Below are 16715 nucleotides of genomic sequence, written 5' to 3' on the forward strand. Positions count from 1 at the left end.
AGGAGGTCGCGATGAGCACGGACGCTGCGTCCGGGCGTATCGAGCTGGCGATCGGCGGCATGACGTGCGCGTCGTGCGCCAACCGCATCGAGCGGAAGCTCAACAAGCTGGACGGCGTGACCGCCACGGTCAACTACGCCACCGAGAAGGCCAGGGTCGAGTTCGGCTCGCAGGTGTCGCCCGACGAGCTGATCGCCACGGTCGAGAAGGCGGGCTACTCCGCCGCCCTCCCCGCCCCGCCGAGGGCCGCCGACGAGGCGGCCCCGGAGCCGGCCGACGAGCTGCGCCCGCTGCGGCAGCGGCTGGTCACCGCGGTGGTGCTGTCGATCCCGGTGATCGCGATGGCGATGGTCCCGGCGCTCCAGTTCGAGGGCTGGCAGTGGCTGTCGCTGACGCTCGCCGCACCCGTCGTCGTGTACGCGGGCTGGCCGTTCCACCGGGCCGCGGCGGTCAACCTGCGGCACGGCACGGCGACCATGGACACGCTGATCTCGCTCGGCACGCTGGCCGCGTTCGCGTGGTCGCTGTGGGCGCTGTTCTTCGGCACCGCGGGCGAGCTGGGGATCAAGCACGGGTTCGAGTTCTCCATGACCCGCTCGGACGGGTCGATGAACATCTACCTGGAGGCCGCCTCCGGCGTGATCATGTTCATCCTCGCCGGCCGGTACTTCGAGACGCGCTCCAAGCGCCGCGCCGGCGCCGCGCTGCGGGCCCTGCTGGAGCTCGGCGCCAAGGAGGTCTCGGTCGTCCGGGACGGGCGCGAGGAGCGGATCCCGGTCGACCGGCTGGTCGAGGGCGACGTGTTCGTCGTCCGCCCCGGCGAGAAGATCGCCACGGACGGGATCGTCGAGGAGGGCTCGTCCGCCGTGGACGCGTCCATGCTGACCGGCGAGTCGGTCCCGGTCGAGGTCGGTCCCGGCGACGCCGTGGTCGGCGCGACCGTGAACGCCGGCGGGCGGCTGCTGGTGCGCGCCACCCGGGTCGGCTCCGACACCCAGCTCGCGCAGATGGCGCGGCTGGTGGAGGACGCGCAGACCGGCAAGGCGCAGGTGCAGCGGCTCGCCGACCGGATCTCGGGCGTCTTCGTCCCGATCGTGATCGCGCTGGCGTTCGGCACGCTCGGCTTCTGGATCGGCACCGGCGAGCCGCTCGCCGGCGCCTTCACCGCCGCGGTCGCCGTGCTGATCATCGCCTGCCCGTGCGCCCTCGGCCTCGCCACCCCGACCGCGCTGATGGTCGGGACGGGGCGCGGCGCGCAGCTCGGCATCCTGATCAAGGGCCCGGAGGTGCTGGAGTCCACCCGCGGGATCGACACCGTCGTCCTGGACAAGACCGGCACCGTCACCACCGGCAAGATGGCCCTCGTCGACGTCATCACCGCCGACGGCGTCGCGGAGGAGGACGTGCTGCGGCTGGCGGGCGCGCTGGAGAACGCGTCCGAGCACCCCATCGCCCAGGCCATCGCCCGGGGCGCCGTCGAACGGGTCGGCGACCTCGGCACGGTCGAGGACTTCGCCAACGTCGAGGGCCTCGGCGTCCAGGGGATGGTGGACGGCCACGGCGTCCTGGCGGGCCGCCCGCGGCTGCTCGCCGAGTGGTCGCAGCACCTCACCCCCGACCTCGAACGCGCCATGGAGAAGGCCCAGGCGCTCGGCCGCACCGCCGTCGCGGTCGGCTGGGACGGCGAGGCCCGCGCGGTGATCACCGTCGCGGACCAGGTCAAGCCGACCTCGCGGGAGGCGATCGAGCGGCTGCGCGCGCTCGGGCTGCGCCCGGTCCTGCTGACCGGCGACAACGAGACGGTGGCCCGCACGGTCGCCGACGAGGTGGGGATCGACGAGGTCATCGCCGACGTCCTGCCGCAGGACAAGGTGGACGTCGTCAAGCGCCTCCAGGCGGAGGGGCGGACGGTCGCCATGGTCGGCGACGGCGTCAACGACGCCGCCGCGCTCGCCCAGGCCGACCTCGGCCTGGCGATGGGCACCGGCACGGACGTGGCGATCGAGGCGTCCGACCTGACCCTGGTGCGCGGCGACCTGCGCGCCGCGGCCGACGCCATCCGGCTGTCGCGCCGCACGCTCGCCACGATCAAGGGCAACCTGTTCTGGGCCTTCGCCTACAACGTGGCCGCCCTGCCGCTCGCGGCGTCGGGCCTGCTCACCCCCATGATCGCCGGAGGAGCCATGGCCTTCTCCTCGGTCTTCGTGGTAACGAACAGCCTGCGCCTTCGGCGCTTCGCCTGATTGCGGTTATCGCGGTGCCGGGCCCTGGGGGCCCGGCACCGCGATAACCGCGTGCGATCGCTGCATCGCTCCGGCTCGCCCAGGGGCTCGCTGCGCGATCAGTTTCTCGCGGGCTCGAAACCGGCTTCGCACGCAATCGCGCCACCTGAAGTTGCGTGGCTGGTGCACCGGCTGAGGTGAGTGCCCCGGTGCGGGCTCTCGGGCTAGTAGGCCGTGTCTCGAAGTGGGCGTAGCCATTGGTTGATGACGGTATGTGCAGGTAGGCGCGGTTGGCCCGGGAGGTGTAGGCCCGGTCGGCCAGGCGCGGCACCCGGATACCGGTCAGGACCGGGGTGAACTGCGGGCTGTCTCCGCGCTGCCCACCGGTCACCAGCAGCGACAGCGTCTTACGGCCCTGCTCGCAGGCTAAGTGCACCTTGGTGGTCCACCCAACCACGCGAACGCCCCAACGCGTGATCAGCCGGCTCGTCCTGCACGCCACCAGGCGGCCGTCATGAAGTCTGAGTGTAGCCGGGGGCGCTGAGGCGGCGTTGCGCCTTGGCTACGGTGTTGGCCGTCCACGGTGCGCCCCGTAGCCGTGGTGATGCCCTCAGCGTCGAGCGCGTCAGCCGTGGCCCGCAACGACGCCGTCCGGCTGCACGAGATCGAGAACGAACGCGATCGACTGCAAGAAGCACTGAAGGAGCTCCGCGAGGAACTGCGGCCCGCACGGAAGGAGAAGCACCCCGCTCAAGGCACCGCCCCAGGGGAATGACACGAAACCTGGAACGATTGGGACATGTACCCACCGGATTTCGACTTCGTGGTGCTCGCCGACCCGGACGGCAACGCTTTCTGCGTCGTGGATCTGAGCCGAGCGCCGTCCGGCACTGCCTGACACCCGGCGGGCGCTCCGCGGAACGGCACCCGAGTGTCGGGAGGCTGCTCTACCGTGAGGGCGCATGGTTGATCATGCCCCCGCGCTCCGCGACGAGAACGTTCTGGTCGTCCCCGGCCCGTGGCTGGAGGATCTGATCCCCCGGCGCGAGGGCCTGGTCCCGGTGCCCGCGACCGAGCCGCGTGCGGAGGCCCACGCCACGGTGCGCGAGAGCCTGGACGCCGCCCGGACGGTCGTCCGCGCCGTGCTGGAACACCGGGGCACCGTCGCCGAACTGGCCGAGGCGGGCCTCGCCTACCTGAAGGGCGACGCGACCCCGCTGGGGGCGGCGGTGGTCGCGCGGGTGGAGACGATGGCGCGGCTGAAATCGCGGTACGCCGACGACGCCGGCTGGACCGACTTTCTGGTGGCCGAGCACGGGCTCTCCTTCGCCGCCCGCACGTTCGCCGAGATCGAGGGGATCTGGGTCTGGGGCGACGGCGGGATGACGGTGAACGATGAGGAACCGGGCTACGTCCTGCTCGGGACGGACGATCTGGTCCACGCCCACTGGGTGCCGCGCGGCGCGGGCTTGCGGATGCGGGCGCTGCTGGCCGCGGCGGACGACGTTGCCCGCGCCGCGGCCGTCGAGGCGCTGGCCGGGCTCCGCGCGGATCCGGTGAAGCGGCTGATCACGTCGTTCCTGGTGCCGGACCGCACGGAGTGGGTGGACGAGTGCTGCGAGGAGCCGCCGAAGCGGCAGTCCTACACGACTTCGGTCGGAGCCAAGCTGCTGTGGTGGTCGCTGGGTACCGCCGAGCAGGTCGAACGGCTCGGTGACTGGGCCGTCCTTGGAAGCGGCGAGTGGTCTCCCGACGTGCTGTACACCGTGGTCGATGGGCTGGGTGAGGCCGCGGTGCCAGTGCTGGCGCGGTCGCTCGACGGGGACGCGGGGCCGAAGGACAGGCGGCGCATCGTGGACGCACTGGCGCGTATCCCGGGCGACGAGGCGTTCCAGATCATGGGCGGCTGCCTGGACAAGGTGAATGTCCTGCCCGCGATGGAGGCGATGATCGGGCGGTTCCCCGTCCGGGCGCTGCGGATCCTGCCGGAGCTGAGCACCGGTACCTCCAAGCGGTCGGCGCTGGCGGCAGGGCTGCTGAACGCGCATCTTGAGGCGCACCCCGGCCTGGTCGAGACGGTGGAACTGAGCGCGCGGACCCGGGCCGCGCTCGACGCCGTCCAGGCGAAGCGCGTGGCCGAGGCGCCCGAAGAGCAGGTGCCGAAAGCCCTGCGGAAGGGCGGAAAGAAGGGTGCACCCGGGTGGGCGCCTCCGGCTGCGATGCCGCAGATCCTGCTGCGGGGCCGGGAGCACGCGCTGCCCGCGGCCGCGACCGGTCACCTGGTGGAGGAGCTGGGCAAGGCGAGCCCGCGACGCGCGCCGGCGCAACGCCTGGGTGATGCGCTGGACGCACTCGACCCCGGGTCGCTGGCCGAGTTCGGCTGGAGCCTGTTCGAACGTTGGCGCGTGTCCGGTGAGGCGACGCGGATCGGCTGGGCGCTGGCGCAGCTCAGCTGGACCGGCGACGACGAGATCGCGCGGCGGCTGGGCGGGACGGCCCGTTCCTGGCCCGGCCAGGACGGGATCCAGCTGCCGCTGAAGGCGCTGGACGTGCTGGCCGGCATCGGCACCGATGTGGCGGTCATGCAGTTGCACCTGGTCGCGGAGAAGGCCCGGCCCAAGCGGCTCAAGAAGAAGGCGGGGCGGCTGCTGGCCGAGGTGGCCGACGACCGCGGCCTCACGATGGACCAGCTCGGCGACCGGATCGTCCCCGATTTCGGCCTGGACGCCGACGGCGGCATGACGCTCGACTACGGGCCCCGGTCGTTCACGGTGGGCTTCGACGAGCAGTTGAAGCCGGTCGTGTTCGACGGCGAGGGCACGCTCCGCAAGACGCTGCCCAAGCCGGGCGCGAAGGACGACCCGGAGGCGGCGCCCGCGGCGCACCGGGCGTTCACCGGCTTGAAGAAGGACGTCCGGACGGTCGCCGCCGACCAGATCCTCCGGATGGAGCGGGCCATGGCCGAGCAGCGGCGATGGGCGACCGAGGACTTCCGGCGGCTGTTCGTCCGGCACCCGCTGCTGTGGCACCTCGTCAGGCGCATGGTCTGGCTGCACGACGGGGACGGGACCACGGCGTTTCGGATCGCCGAGGACCGCACGTTCGCTGACGTGAACGACAAGGCAAGGACGCTGCCGGAGTCCGGCGAGGTCCGGATCGCCCACCCGGTGCACCTGGGGAAGAGCGTGGCGGCCTGGTCCGAAGTCTTCGCCGACTACGAGATCCTGCAGCCGTTCCCCCAGCTCGGCCGTCCCGTCCACGCGTTCACGGACGAAGAGCGCGCTGGCAACCGGCTCGACCGGGTCGTGGACGTCGTGGTCGGCGTCGGCAAGGTGCTGGGCCTGGAACGCCATGGCTGGACGCGCGGCACACCCGAGGACGCGGGCGTCCAGCACTGCCTGACCCGGCATGTGGCGGGCCGCGCGGTCGTGCTGGATGTGAGCCCGGGGTTCCCTGTCATGTCCCCTGCAGAATGGCCCGAGCAGACCCTCGGCCTCGTCCGGATCGCCGAATCCGAGGCGTCGGACTTCCGCACCTCGAAGGCGACGTTCGGTGAACTGGACGACGTCGATGCCTCCGAACTGCTCCGGACGCTTCAGATGCTGGCCGACTCGGCGGACACCGCATGAGCGGGTGACCCGCCGAGCCTCTCAGGGCGTCTTCTGGCGCTCCTAGGGCCGAGGCGTCACGGTTCTCAGGGGCGGAAGACGGCGAGGACTCGGGCGAGGGCGGGGTCTGTGGCGGACTCGTCCAGGGCCTCGGTGAGGGTCTCGGTGTAGGTGGGGGCGGCCTTCTCCTGGACGGTGCGGCCCTCGTCGGTGATGACGGTGTAGACGCCGCGGCGGTCCTTGGGGCACATCGCGCGGCGGGTGAGGCCGGCGGACTCCAGGCGCGCGACGAGGCGGCTGACCGAGCTCTGGTTGAGGCCGATCAGGTCGGCGAGCTCCTGCATGCGCAGCTCACCGTCCTCCGCGCGGGAGAGATGGCACAGCGCGCGGTACTCCGACAGGCCGATCCCGTGGCGGCGCTGCAGGGCCTTCGCCAGCTGGTGCTCGACCCGTCCGTGCAGCATGACGATGCCGTCCCAGAGCATGCCGTCCCAGAGCGTCCCGTCCGCCGTGGTCCTGGTGTCAGCGCCCATCGCGCACCCCGCTTCCTCTTGACGCGATTTTACCCGCGATGCCAATATGTGCATGTACATACAACTCATGCACCTACATGAAAGTTGCGCCGCCCGGAGGGAGAGGACGATGACCAGCCCCCTGCTCACCCCGTACGAGGGCCCCCACCTCAGGCTGCGCAACCGGATCGCGATGGCCCCGATGACGCGGGGCCGGGCCGACGACGTGACCGGCGTCCCCCACCCGCTGACGGGGGAGTACTACGCGCAGCGCGCGACGGCGGGCCTCATCGTCTCCGAGGGGCTCTGGCCGCACCCGCTCGGCAAGGGCGGTCCCGGCATCCCCGGGCTGGTGACGCCGGAGCAGGTCGCCGGGTGGCGCGAGGTGACGGACGCCGTGCACGCGGCGGGCGGGACGATCTTCGCCCAGCTCTGGCACGTGGGCCGGATGTCGCATCCGCTCACCCTGCCGGGCGGCGCGACGCCCGTGGCGCCCTCGGCGGTGCGCATCCGGTCGGAGGGCGTCCACACCCGCGAGGGGAGCGTCCCCCACGTCACGCCGCGCGCCATGACGACCGGCGAGGTCGAGGAGACGATCGCCGCCTTCGCCGCCGAGGCGCGCAACGCCGTCCGGGCCGGGTTCGACGGCGTCGAGGTGCACGGCGCGAACGGCTATCTCGTCCAGCAGTTCCTGGCCGAGAACACCAACCGGCGCACCGACCGGTTCGGCGGCTCCCGCGAGGGCCGGCTGCGCTTCGCCCTGGACGTCGTGCGGGCCGTCGCGGACGCGGTCGGGCCGGAGCGCACCGGACTGCGCGTCTCCCCCGGCAACCCGGAGAACGAGATCGCCGAGGAGGACCCCGAGGGCACCTACCGGGCCCTCGTCGACGCCCTCGACCCGCTGGGCCTGGCCTACCTGCACGTCATCGAGCGCGGCGCGTACGGGGCGCTGGCCGACCTGCGGCCCCGCTGGTCGGGCACGCTGATCGGGAACTTCAACGGCCCCGAGCCGACGTCCCGGCGCGCCGGCGAGGAGGTCGTCGCGGCGGGCCTGGCCGACGTCTTCTCCTACGGCCGGCTCTTCATCTCCAACCCCGACCTTCCCGCCCGGTTCGCCGCGTCCGCGCCGCTGGCCGCCCCCGTGCGGGAGCTCGTCTACGGCGGCCACGCCGAGGGGTACGTCGACTATCCCCCGCTCGCCCGCGTGTGACCGCTCAGGACTCCACGGACCAGAAGGCCACCTCGTGCCGCATGCCCTCCATGAAGAGGCGCTCCGCGGTGGCGGGGTCCGGGGCCGCCTCGTCGATCATCTGGGCGATGCGGGCGGCGAGGTCCGCGAAGCCCGGGTCGGCGTAGGTGTCGACCCAGCGGCGGTAGCGGGGCTCGGCCGGCGGGTTCTCGGCGAGGATCCGCCCGAGCGTGGAGTAGCCCCACATGCAGGGGTAGAGGGCGGCGAGGCCGTCTCCGTACACGGCGGCGCTGTCCAGCAGGAAGGACGTGTAAGCGGCGCAGGCGGTCCCCTTCCGGGCGCCGTCGAGGTCGGCGGAGAAGCTCGCGGAGAGGGAGCGGTGCAGGTCGAGCTCGTCGTGGAGGGTGGCGTGGGCCAGGTCCACGAGGTCGCCCAGGTGGGCGCCGGGAGCCTGCCATGCGAGACGGGAGAAGACCCGCACGTAGTCGTGCAGGAAGAGGTAGTCCTGCTCCAGCCAGGAACGGAACACGGCCTCGTCGAGGTTGCCTTGGGCGATGCCCTTCACGGTGGGGTGCCGGAGCTGCTCGTCCACCAGCGGGCGGCCGAGTTCCTCCAGGTGCGCGGCGAGACTCATGGCGCCAGTCTGCCGCAGACACGACCAGGCCCCGCCGGGTCGTGCGACCCGGCGGGGCCTTGGTCTGGCACCGGTGTGTGGGTCGCCTCTCGGCGAAAGGCACGACACGGCTCCAGCCGAACGGTATTCCGTGAAGGCGAAAGGTGAGGCCCGGGGACACCAGGCACACCGGCTGTCATCTCCAACCGATGAGCCCCGGGGATTGTTCCCGGCTCCCGAGATCCGCGAAGGTCCCCGTCCGGCGGATGGTGTGCCAGCCCAGGCGGGCGCCCAGCAGCGCGGTCACCAAGGACTGCACGACGACCAGGTACATCAGCTGCCGGTAGACGAACTGCTGGAGCGGCAGCGCCCACAGCGGGCGGAAGGACTCGCCGTCCAGCCACAGGGCGTAGGCGCCGGCGGCCGCCTGGGCCGCGACGAAGAGCGTCCAGGAGACGACGGGCACCAGCGGGTCCAGGAAGATCAGCCCGAACACCGCGAACAGGTCGATGGCCGGGGCGAACAGGGGGAGCAGCACCTGGAACACCGTCAGGTAGGGCAGGCAGCGGCTCCCGAACCGCCCCGAGCCGCCGCGCTCGACGACCGAGCCCCGGTGCTTCCACATCGCCTGCATCGTCCCGTAGCACCAGCGGTACCGCTGCCTCCACAGCTGGCGCAGCGACGACGGCGCCTCCGTCCAGGCCAGGGCCTTCTCCTCGTAGACGACGCGCCGCCCCGTGCGGCAGATCGCCATGGTGAGGTCGGTGTCCTCGGCGAGGGTGTCGCCCGGGACGCCGCCCACCTCGGCGAGAACGGAGCGCCGGAACGCCCCGATCGCGCCCGGCACGGTCGGCATGCACCGCAGGAGGTCGAACATCCGCCGGTCGAGGTTGAAGCCGATGACGTACTCGATGTGCTGCCAGCGGCCGAGGAGGCCGCCCCGGTTGGCGACCTTGGTGTTGCCGCTGACCGCGCCCACCTCCGGGTCCGCGAAGGGGGCGATCAGGTGCCGGAGGGTGTCGCGCTGGAAGACCGTGTCGCCGTCCACGAGCACGAGGATCTCCGACGCCGCCGCGGCCATGCCCGCGTTGAGCGCGCTCGGCTTCCCGCCGTTCGGCTTGCGGAGGAGGCGGAGCCCGGGCAGGCCCAGCGACTCGACGATCGCGGCCGTGCCGTCGGTGGACCCGTCGTCCACCACGATCACCTCGACGGCGCCCGGGTAGTCGGTGTTCAGCAGCGTGGTGACCGTCGCCGCGACGCCGACCTTCTCGTTGTAGGCGGGGACGATCACGGAGACGGGCGGGAACGGGTCCGGCGGCAGCCCGCCGGACGGCGGTGGCCCGGTCGCGCGCCTCCGGCGGCCCGCGGGCCGCCGCACCCTGCGCATGTGGACGTGCGCGAACACCAGCAGCGCCGCGAGGCGGAGCACGCAGAGCAGGCCCGCGACCCCGAAGACCGCGCCCATGGCGCCGGTGAGCCCGGAAGCGGCGCGCTGGGCGGCCACCAGCGTCCAGCCGACGGCCCGCTCGCGCGCGGGCACCGCGACCTCGGCGCGCGGCATGTCCAGCGCCTGCGCGAGCGTGGTGAAGCGGTAGCCCTGCGGCTGGAGCCGGTCGAGGATCCGCGCGACCGCCGCGACCGTCTCGGACCGGTCGCCGCCCGAGTCGTGCAGCATCACGACGGCGCCCTCGCCGCGCGCGCCCGCCGCCAGCGCCCGCTGGACGATCGTCTCCGTGCCGGGACGCGCCCAGTCCTCGGTGTCGCGGTCGGTGAGGACGACGACGTAGCCGTCCCCGCCCGCCCGTTCGGCCGCGCGCCACTCCGGCGCGGTCAGGCCGTCCGGGCGGGAGGAGTACGGCATCCGCATCAGCCTGGTGTGGACGCCCGCCGCGCCCGCCAGCGCGCGCTGGGTGAGGTCCATCTCCAGGCGCGCCCGCCAGCGCGGCGCGGCGGCGAGGTCGGCGTGCGTGTAGGTGTGCGAGCCGATCTCATGGCCCTCGCGCAGGATGCGGCGGGTCAGGGCCGGCTCGCGGGCCACGTGCGAGCCGACGGTGAAGAACGTGGCCCGCGCGCCGCGCCGGCGCAGGACGTCCAGGATCCGCGGCGTCCATTCGGGGTCGGGCCCGTCGTCGAACGTCAGCGCGATCGTCTTCGCGGGCATGCGGCGGCTCTCCGGGGCGCCGCCGGAGAGGTTCACGACCGGACCGCCCGCGGTCACCCGGGACGGCGCCGGCCCGGCATGACCCGGATCGGCCCGCGGGGCCTCTCCGACGGCGCCGCTCGCGAAGCCGTCCATCAGGAGGAGCACGGCCAGCACGAGACCGCCGAGCGACAGCAGGATCCAGTGGCCCCGCGGTTCACCGCGCCGCATGCTCAGCCGTTCTTCTTCTTGCGTCCCCAGGCGGGGGGCGTCGCCTGCGACTTGCCCGGGGCGCTCGTGGCGGTGCTCGTCGCCGCGGGCGCGGCCGAGGACGTCCCCGGCGCCGCGGGCGCCACCGGCGCGGCGGAGGCCCCCGGCGCGGTGGGGGCCTCCGGCGCGCGCGGCGGCCGGGCGGCCGGACCGGTGGTCCGGGGCCGCGCGGACGGGGCCCGCTCACCCGCCGCCCCCGCCGGGGCGTTCGGACGGTTCACCTTCGCCCGCGGCTGGGTGGACGGCTCGCTCCACGGCGTCAGCGGAACGTCGGCGCCCGTGGTCAGGCCGAGGCCGAGCGCGCCCAGGAAGACCAGGAGCACGGCTCCCACCAGCAGGCCCAGCCTGCGTCCTATCCGGGCACGCCCCCCGGTCGCGTCGACGAAGACGGGCGCCGCCGCCTCCCTCTGGGGGAAGGACTCTGCGGGAGGCGGCGGCAGGGGCGCGGTGATCGGCGGTATGCCGGTGACGAGGAGCTCGTCCCGGTCGTGCGAGGCGTTGCCGATCATCTGCGCCCGTCATCTCGTGCGGCGGCCGTGAGGCCGGGGGTTCACTCCGTCAGCGCCAACCCGCGCGTACGTGTCACACCACGTCGGGAATGCCTGCACAATGGCGCGGTGGACGAGGACGAGCTCGGCCGGGCGCTGCGGGCGGCGCAGGACGGCGACGAGGAGTCCTTCCGCATGCTCTACCGCGACGTCCAGCCCCGCCTGATCCGTTTCGCCGGGGCCATCGTCGGAGCGGACGCGGAGGACGTGACGTCGGAGGCGTGGCTGCAGATCGCCCGGGATCTTCCGGCGTTCCGCGGCGACCTCGACGGCTTCCGCGGCTGGACCGCGACGATCACCCGGCACCGGGCGCTGGACCACCTGCGCCGCAGGTCCCGCCGTCCCGGCTCCGACCTGCCGGTCGAGGAGCTGGCGGCGATGGCGGCCGACGCCGACACCGAGCTGGACGCCATCGAGGGCATCGCCACCGAGCGGGCGCTCCGGCTGATCGCCGGCCTGCCCCGGGACCAGGCCGAGGCGGTCCTGCTGCGCGTCGTCGTGGGCCTGGACGCCAAGACGGCGGGCACGGTGCTCGGCAAACGCGCGGGCGCCGTGCGGACCGCCGCCTACCGGGGCCTGCGGCGCCTCGCCGAGCGGTTGCCCTCGCCCCGGGCGGACACCGCCGGCGACGCGGCGGAGACCCGCCCCCTCGTCCGGGGTGACAAAAGCGGCGGCAGCGGCGCTGAAGGGGTGATATGAGCGACGACACCGAGCCCGGAGGGCTGGACCCGCGCGCCGCCGAGCGGCTGCTCGACGGCTCCGGCGGCCACGCCGAGCTGCGCGGGCTGCTCGCGGCGGCCTCCGCGCCGGGACTCCCCCGCGAGCTCGCGGGGGAGGACGCCGCCGTCGCCGCCTTCCTGGCCGCGCCCCGGCCGGCCCGCCGGTCCCGGGCCGCGGTCCTGCGCCGGTTCCTGACCGTCAAGGTCATCGCGGTGGTGGGCGGCTCGGTCCTGCTGTCGGGCGGCGTGGCGTTCGCGACCGGGAACTTCCCCGGCCAGGACGCGGCGCCCGCGCCCTCGTCGACGCCCCACGACCGCGAGACCCGCGAGCGGGGCGGCGGCTCCGGGTCCCCTCCTCTGCACAGGCCCCCCGCGGGCCCCTCGCCCACGCCGTCCCGCGACAAGGGCAAGAACGCCGGTGAGCCCGGTGAGCACGGCCGGACGTCCGCGCCGGGCCAGCAGAAGAAGACCGCGAGCCCGAAGGCGAAGCCGACGCCTCCGCGCGGCCCGGGGAACAACAACGGCACCACGCGGCCGGCGACTCCGAGCAAGAAGAACAGCCCCCAGGGCAACGGGGCCGCCAACGGCGCGCCGAAGAACGGCAACCAGGGCGGCGGCTCCCAGACCGGCGTCCCCCTCCTGGGCAACGGCGACAACGGCCGGTGACCGGCGGCCGCGACGCCCGGTCCTCCCGACCCGCCGTAAACATTCCGTAAAGGGTGTCAGCGAAGCTCTGGGCGCAGGAAACAACACCTGTGGACCGAGGGCCCTAGGGGGAGATCGTGCGGAAGTTCAAGCTTCAGGTTCAGGTCAGCGCGGACGGCTACATGGCCGGCCCGAACGGCGAGATGGACTGGATGACGTTCCCGTGGACCGACGACATCAGCCGGTACATCGAGGAGCTGATGCGGCCCGTCGACTGCATCGTGCTGGGCCGCAGGCTCGCCGAGGGGTTCATCCCGGCCTGGGAGTCCGGGCCGGAGGGGGAGACGCGGCAGGCCATCGACCAGATGAACGACACGCCCAAGGTCGTCGTCTCGAACGGGCTCACCGAGTCGCCCTGGAAGAACGCCGAGGTCGCGGGCGGCGACCTCACCGAGATCGTCAACGGGCTCAGGTCCCGCCCCGGCGGCGACATGATCGCCTACGGGGGCGGCACGCTCGTCCGGGACCTGATCGCCCGGGGGCTGCTCGACGACCTGTACCTGTTCGTCAACCCGACCGCGCTCGGCTCCGGGATGCCGGTGTTCCCGGAGGGCGGCTACCAGCGGCTCGACCTCGTGGAGTCGCGCCTGTTCGACTGCGGCATCGCCGTCATGCACTACACGCCGAAGCGCGCCTGACCGGCGGGGCGGGCCGCCCGGCCCCCGGCACGCCCGCCGCGGGGCCGGCCGCCCGGCCGGTCACTGCAGGAGGTGGCGCAGCGTCCCGCCGTCGGCGACGGAGCGGTAGTAGCAGGTGGGACGGGCCTCCCCGGACGGAAGGTTCGTGTGGCAGGCGCCGCCGGTGGTGCGGTTGACGAGGTAGAGCAGGGAGTTCTGCTCGCAGTTGACCCGCACGTCGACCAGTTCGAGGACGTCGCCGGAGGTCGCGCCCTTGCGCCACAGCTCGTTGCGGGACGTCGACCACAGGACGGCGATCCGCTCCTCCAGCGTGGCCTTGAGCGCCTGGTCGTTCGCGTATCCGATGAACAGGACGTCGCCGCTGCCCGCGTCCTGCAGGACCACCGGGACGACCCGCGCCCCGGTGGCCGCGACGCCCGCCAGCTTGTCGAAGTCCAGGGTGAGCCGGGTGCCTTCTTCTAGTTCGTTCACCCCGCCATCCTGCCCGTTCGCGGCGCCGGCCGTTCCCCCGGCACGTCACCCCGCCGCCGCAGCAGGTCCGCCGTGGTCTCGTCGGCGGGCAGGAACGCTTCGAGACGCAGCTCGGAGAGCGTCACGTCCACGGCGGTCGCGAACGAGGTCAGCGTGGTGATCAGGCGCGGGTCGGGAGCCCGCCGTGCCTCCTCGCGTAGGCCGGCGGTGAGGTGCCGTCCCCATTCGGCGAGGTTCTCGACGCGGGGGGCCATGCCGTCCGGGTGGAGGGCGAGGCGGAGCACGTTGACCGGCGGTTCCAGCAGAGCGGGCGCGGCGCCCTCGGTGAGGACGCCGAGCGCCGGGTTGGCGGCGACCAGTTCCCCGTGCGGCCGGACGACGACCGCCGGGTACGGCATGTGCCCGTGCCGCACCACCATGGCGCGGCCCGGCCGTGAGCGTCCCTGTTCGAGAAAGCTCAGATGGCGCTGGGTCGTGTCGGCCCTGACGGCCGGTTCGAGCTGGCTGATGCGGCGGCGCGTCCGCCAGCGCCGCAGGTCACGGGCGCACCGCCCCGGCTCCGCCACCACTGTCATGCCCCCATTCCACACCTGCCGCCCGCGCCGGCTCCATTCCCTGGAGGGAATCGCGGCCGTCGAGCGGCGGCGTCCGGTTCCTGAGCAGCGCCGCGTTCGACGGCGCACCGCACCCGGCGCCGTGCGAGCAGTGGGTGGTGATGCTGCGCGGCACGATCGAGGTGACGTTCACCGACGGCGACCGGCGCCGCTTCGGCCCCGGCGACCTGGTGCTCGCCACCGACACCACGGGAAGCGGGCATGTGACCACGGGGGTGGGCGACGCGCCGTTCAGCACCCCCCACGCCACGCGGCCGCCCGCCGCCGTCTCCAGTGCTCGCTCCATGCCGCGACCCTCCCACCGCGCCCGCGCCGCGAACCGATGACCTCACGGGTCATGGCGCGATCAGCCCGCGAGGATGGACAGGACCGTCGCGGTCACGACGGTGCCGGTCTCCTCCGCGTCCAGGCGCTCGGCCCGGGTCTCCTCGGCGGCGCCGTGCAGGACGTACTGCACGACGTTGACCAGCCAGGTGATCGGCAGGTCGGCGCGGAACACGCCCTCCTCCTGGCCCCGGCGGACGATGGCCTCGACGCGCTCGGCCGGGTCGGCGTGCAGTTCACGGACGCGTCCCGCCGGGAGGGCCTCCTGGGCGGCCGCCAGCAGCGCCCTCGATTCGGCCACGAGGGACCAACTGGACTCCACCAGCCGCGCGAGCGCCTCCCGGGGGTCCCCGGACAGGTCGACGCCCGACAGCACCGCGTCCCCGGCCCGCAGGGCGTCGGCCAGGGCGGCCTCGACCAGTTCGGCCCGGTTGCGGAAGTGGCCGTAGAGCGTCATCCGTCCGACACCGGCCGCCTTGGCGATGTCGTCGATGCTCGCGCCCGGGTCCCTGCTCAGGCACTCACGGGCCGCGGTCACGATGCGGGCGATGTTGCGCTCGGCGTCGGCGCGCCGGCGCCGCCCGGTGGTGGCGGAGGGCATGCCGCATCTTAACTCGTATGACGTCGTACGGGTTAATCTGCTATATCTCGTATGGCACTGTACGAGTTAAGGAGTCGTGATGGCAGAGAACGCACACGCCCCGGCCGCGCGGGCCCATCCGCTGCGCTGGCGCATCCTGGGGTTCCTCGGCGTGGCCCAGCTCATGCTGATCCTCGACGTCACGGTCGTCGCGATCGCGCTGCCGCACATGGAGGCCGACCTGGAGCTGAGCCGCCAGGCCGTGACCTGGACGGTCAGCGCCTACACCCTGGCGTTCGGCGGGCTCATGCTGCTCGGCGGCCGGACCGCCGACCTGATCGGGGCCAGGCGCGTGGTCCTGGCCGGCCTGCTGGTCTTCACGGCGGCGTCGCTGGTGACGGGCCTGGCCGGGTCGGGCGCCGTGCTGCTCGGCGGGCGCGTCGCCCAGGGGGTGGGGGCGGCGATGCTGTCCCCGTCGGCGCTCTCCCTCGTCGTCACCCTGTTCCAGGACGACGAGCGCAACAAGGCCCTCGGCGTCTGGTCCGCGCTGGGCGGAGGCGGCGCCGCCCTCGGCGTCCTGCTGGGAGGCGCGCTGACCGCGGGGCCCGGCTGGCCGTGGGTGTTCTTCGTCAACGTCCCCATCGGCCTGGTGATCTTCGCCGCGCTCGCCCGGATGCTGCCGCGCCACCGGCCGGCCGCGCCCCGCCCCCGGCTCGACGTCCCGGGCGCGCTGCTGGTCACCGCCTCGTCCGGCGCCCTGATCTACGCGTTCATCCGCGCCGGGGACGACGGCTGGATCGGCCCGCGCACCGGCCTGCCGGTGCTGCTCGCCGTGCTCGGCTACCTGGCGTTCGCCGCCCGGCAGAAGACCGCCGCCTCGCCCCTGATGGACGTCGCGCTGCTGGTCCGCCGCCCGGTCGCCACCGGCACGTTCCTGATCGTGATCGCGACGGCCCTGATGATCGCGATGTTCTTCCTCGGCACGTTCTACTTCCAGCACGCCAGGGGCTACGGCGCGCTGCGCACCGGCCTGCTGTTCCTCCCGATCGCGGTCGCGACGATCGCCGGGGCCGACCTCACCGGCCGGATGATCGCCACCGCGGGGCCGCGCCGGCTCGCCGTGGCCGGACTCGTCACCACCGCGGCGGGCATGGCCCTGCCCGCCGTCTCGCTCGGCCCCGTGACCGTCGTGATCGGCGCGGCGGTGGCGGGCGCCGGGACCGGCGCGATGTTCGTCGTCGCCTCCGCGACGGCCCTCGGCCAGGTGGCGCCGCACGAATCCGGCGTCGCGTCCGGGATCGTCAGCACGTTCCACGAGTTCGGCGCCTCGATCGGCGCCGCCGTCGTCTCCAGCGTCGCCGCCGCCAGCCTCACCGGCGGCACGCTCGACGGGTTCACGCACGGCTTCGTCCTCGCCGCCGTCACCGCCGCCGTCGCGGCGCTCACCGCCGCCGTCCTGACCCCGCCGCGACCGCGCGTCGTCGCCGGGCCGGGTCCGGCGGACGCTTGACCCTGACGCACGGGTCAGCGGTTAGCTTCGTGGCCCGCGTCCGGGCCCCGCG

The 16715-nt window shown here is 73.6% G+C and carries 15 protein-coding genes; 8 read left to right on the top strand and 7 right to left on the bottom strand.

Translation table 11 applies throughout. The annotated features are described in order from the left end of the window. Nucleotides 1–11: 11 nt before the first annotated feature. Both ACQEU6_RS28650 and ACQEU6_RS28655 read left to right on the top strand, forming a co-directional pair. Nucleotides 12–2243 (top strand): heavy metal translocating P-type ATPase, encoded by a 2232-nt coding sequence (locus ACQEU6_RS28650; protein ID WP_499336157.1) that lies wholly within the window; start codon nucleotides 12–14, stop codon nucleotides 2241–2243. Nucleotides 2244–3184: 941 nt separating this feature from the next. Further along, nucleotides 3185–5851 carry a DUF4132 domain-containing protein gene (locus ACQEU6_RS28655; protein ID WP_499336158.1) on the top strand — a complete coding sequence of 889 codons (2667 nt, stop codon included), beginning with the start codon at nucleotides 3185–3187 and terminating at the stop codon, nucleotides 5849–5851. Between the two features lie 65 nt (nucleotides 5852–5916). Here the strand turns inward: ACQEU6_RS28655 and ACQEU6_RS28660 are convergent, their stop codons facing one another. Beyond that, a complete protein-coding gene (locus ACQEU6_RS28660; RefSeq protein ID WP_499336159.1) occupies nucleotides 5917–6363 on the bottom strand; it encodes a MarR family winged helix-turn-helix transcriptional regulator in 447 nt (148 codons plus the stop codon). Nucleotides 6364–6472: 109 nt separating this feature from the next. Here ACQEU6_RS28660 and ACQEU6_RS28665 point away from each other — a divergent pair, with 109 nt between their 5' ends. After that, a complete protein-coding gene (locus tag ACQEU6_RS28665; protein ID WP_499336160.1) occupies nucleotides 6473–7552 on the top strand; it encodes an alkene reductase in 1080 nt (359 codons plus the stop codon). A 4-nt stretch (nucleotides 7553–7556) separates the two neighbouring features. Here ACQEU6_RS28665 and ACQEU6_RS28670 read toward each other — a convergent pair whose 3' ends face one another. From ACQEU6_RS28670 to ACQEU6_RS28680, 3 genes are all read right to left on the bottom strand, one after another. Beyond that, nucleotides 7557–8165, bottom strand: coding sequence for a TenA family protein (locus tag ACQEU6_RS28670; RefSeq protein ID WP_499336161.1), 609 nt, complete (start codon nucleotides 8163–8165; stop codon nucleotides 7557–7559). A 175-nt stretch (nucleotides 8166–8340) separates the two neighbouring features. After that, the gene (locus ACQEU6_RS28675; protein WP_499336162.1) at nucleotides 8341–10515 is read right to left on the bottom strand and encodes a bifunctional polysaccharide deacetylase/glycosyltransferase family 2 protein; all 2175 of its coding nucleotides are present in this window, start codon (nucleotides 10513–10515) and stop codon (nucleotides 8341–8343) included. A gap of 2 nt (nucleotides 10516–10517) precedes the next feature. Beyond that, complete coding sequence (locus ACQEU6_RS28680; protein WP_499336163.1) at nucleotides 10518–11063, bottom strand: hypothetical protein; 546 nt, start codon at nucleotides 11061–11063, stop codon at nucleotides 10518–10520. A 108-nt stretch (nucleotides 11064–11171) separates the two neighbouring features. Between ACQEU6_RS28680 and ACQEU6_RS28685 the strand changes: the two genes are divergently transcribed. From ACQEU6_RS28685 to ACQEU6_RS28695, 3 genes are all read left to right on the top strand, one after another. Continuing rightward, complete coding sequence (locus tag ACQEU6_RS28685; protein WP_499336164.1) at nucleotides 11172–11801, top strand: RNA polymerase sigma factor; 630 nt, start codon at nucleotides 11172–11174, stop codon at nucleotides 11799–11801. Next, entirely contained in the window at nucleotides 11798–12487 is a 690-nt protein-coding gene (locus ACQEU6_RS28690; protein ID WP_499336165.1) for a hypothetical protein, read from the top strand. The genes ACQEU6_RS28685 and ACQEU6_RS28690 overlap by 4 nt, the downstream gene beginning before the upstream one ends. 116 nt (nucleotides 12488–12603) lie before the next feature. Continuing rightward, nucleotides 12604–13164: a dihydrofolate reductase family protein gene (locus ACQEU6_RS28695; RefSeq protein ID WP_499336166.1), complete on the top strand. Its 561-nt coding sequence runs from the start codon at nucleotides 12604–12606 to the stop codon at nucleotides 13162–13164. 60 nt (nucleotides 13165–13224) lie between these two features. Here ACQEU6_RS28695 and ACQEU6_RS28700 read toward each other — a convergent pair whose 3' ends face one another. Together ACQEU6_RS28700 and ACQEU6_RS28705 are read right to left on the bottom strand one after the other, a co-directional pair. Further along, the gene (locus ACQEU6_RS28700; protein ID WP_499336167.1) at nucleotides 13225–13635 is read right to left on the bottom strand and encodes a phosphoribosyl-AMP cyclohydrolase; all 411 of its coding nucleotides are present in this window, start codon (nucleotides 13633–13635) and stop codon (nucleotides 13225–13227) included. Further along, on the bottom strand, nucleotides 13632–14210 hold the full coding sequence (locus ACQEU6_RS28705; RefSeq protein ID WP_499336168.1) for an MmyB family transcriptional regulator: 579 nt from the start codon (nucleotides 14208–14210) through the stop codon (nucleotides 13632–13634). Before ACQEU6_RS28705 ends, ACQEU6_RS28700 begins: the two co-directional genes overlap by 4 nt. 140 nt (nucleotides 14211–14350) lie before the next feature. On the opposite strand from ACQEU6_RS28705, the gene ACQEU6_RS28710 reads away from it, so the two are divergent. Then, entirely contained in the window at nucleotides 14351–14575 is a 225-nt protein-coding gene (locus tag ACQEU6_RS28710; RefSeq protein ID WP_499336169.1) for a cupin domain-containing protein, read from the top strand. A 20-nt stretch (nucleotides 14576–14595) separates the two neighbouring features. On the opposite strand, the gene ACQEU6_RS28715 is transcribed toward ACQEU6_RS28710, so the two are convergent. Continuing rightward, complete coding sequence (locus ACQEU6_RS28715) at nucleotides 14596–15174, bottom strand: TetR/AcrR family transcriptional regulator (protein ID WP_499336170.1); 579 nt, start codon at nucleotides 15172–15174, stop codon at nucleotides 14596–14598. A 79-nt stretch (nucleotides 15175–15253) separates the two neighbouring features. Here ACQEU6_RS28715 and ACQEU6_RS28720 point away from each other — a divergent pair, with 79 nt between their 5' ends. Continuing rightward, the gene (locus ACQEU6_RS28720) at nucleotides 15254–16663 is read left to right on the top strand and encodes an MFS transporter (RefSeq protein ID WP_499336171.1); all 1410 of its coding nucleotides are present in this window, start codon (nucleotides 15254–15256) and stop codon (nucleotides 16661–16663) included. Nucleotides 16664–16715: the final 52 nt, after the last annotated feature.

Origin of the sequence: Spirillospora sp. CA-108201, assembly GCF_050936235.1 — a bacterium.
Classification (GTDB): Bacteria; Actinomycetota; Actinomycetes; order Streptosporangiales; family Streptosporangiaceae; genus Spirillospora.

Bases quoted from the DNA above. Each gene is read 5' to 3' on its own strand.
- ACQEU6_RS28705 (WP_499336168.1), bottom strand. From the start codon at position 14,210: ATGACAGTGGTGGCGGAGCCGGGGCGGTGCGCCCGTGACCTGCGGCGC.
- ACQEU6_RS28720 (WP_499336171.1), top strand. From the start codon at position 15,254: ATGGCAGAGAACGCACACGCCCCGGCCGCGCGGGCCCATCCGCTGCGC.
- ACQEU6_RS28670 (WP_499336161.1), bottom strand. From the start codon at position 8,165: ATGAGTCTCGCCGCGCACCTGGAGGAACTCGGCCGCCCGCTGGTGGAC.
- ACQEU6_RS28690 (WP_499336165.1), top strand. From the start codon at position 11,798: ATGAGCGACGACACCGAGCCCGGAGGGCTGGACCCGCGCGCCGCCGAG.
- ACQEU6_RS28650 (WP_499336157.1), top strand. From the start codon at position 12: ATGAGCACGGACGCTGCGTCCGGGCGTATCGAGCTGGCGATCGGCGGC.
- ACQEU6_RS28660 (WP_499336159.1), bottom strand. From the start codon at position 6,363: ATGGGCGCTGACACCAGGACCACGGCGGACGGGACGCTCTGGGACGGC.
- ACQEU6_RS28710 (WP_499336169.1), top strand. From the start codon at position 14,351: ATGCTGCGCGGCACGATCGAGGTGACGTTCACCGACGGCGACCGGCGC.
- ACQEU6_RS28675 (WP_499336162.1), bottom strand. From the start codon at position 10,515: ATGCGGCGCGGTGAACCGCGGGGCCACTGGATCCTGCTGTCGCTCGGC.
- ACQEU6_RS28680 (WP_499336163.1), bottom strand. From the start codon at position 11,063: ATGATCGGCAACGCCTCGCACGACCGGGACGAGCTCCTCGTCACCGGC.
- ACQEU6_RS28665 (WP_499336160.1), top strand. From the start codon at position 6,473: ATGACCAGCCCCCTGCTCACCCCGTACGAGGGCCCCCACCTCAGGCTG.
- ACQEU6_RS28715 (WP_499336170.1), bottom strand. From the start codon at position 15,174: ATGCCCTCCGCCACCACCGGGCGGCGCCGGCGCGCCGACGCCGAGCGC.
- ACQEU6_RS28655 (WP_499336158.1), top strand. From the start codon at position 3,185: ATGGTTGATCATGCCCCCGCGCTCCGCGACGAGAACGTTCTGGTCGTC.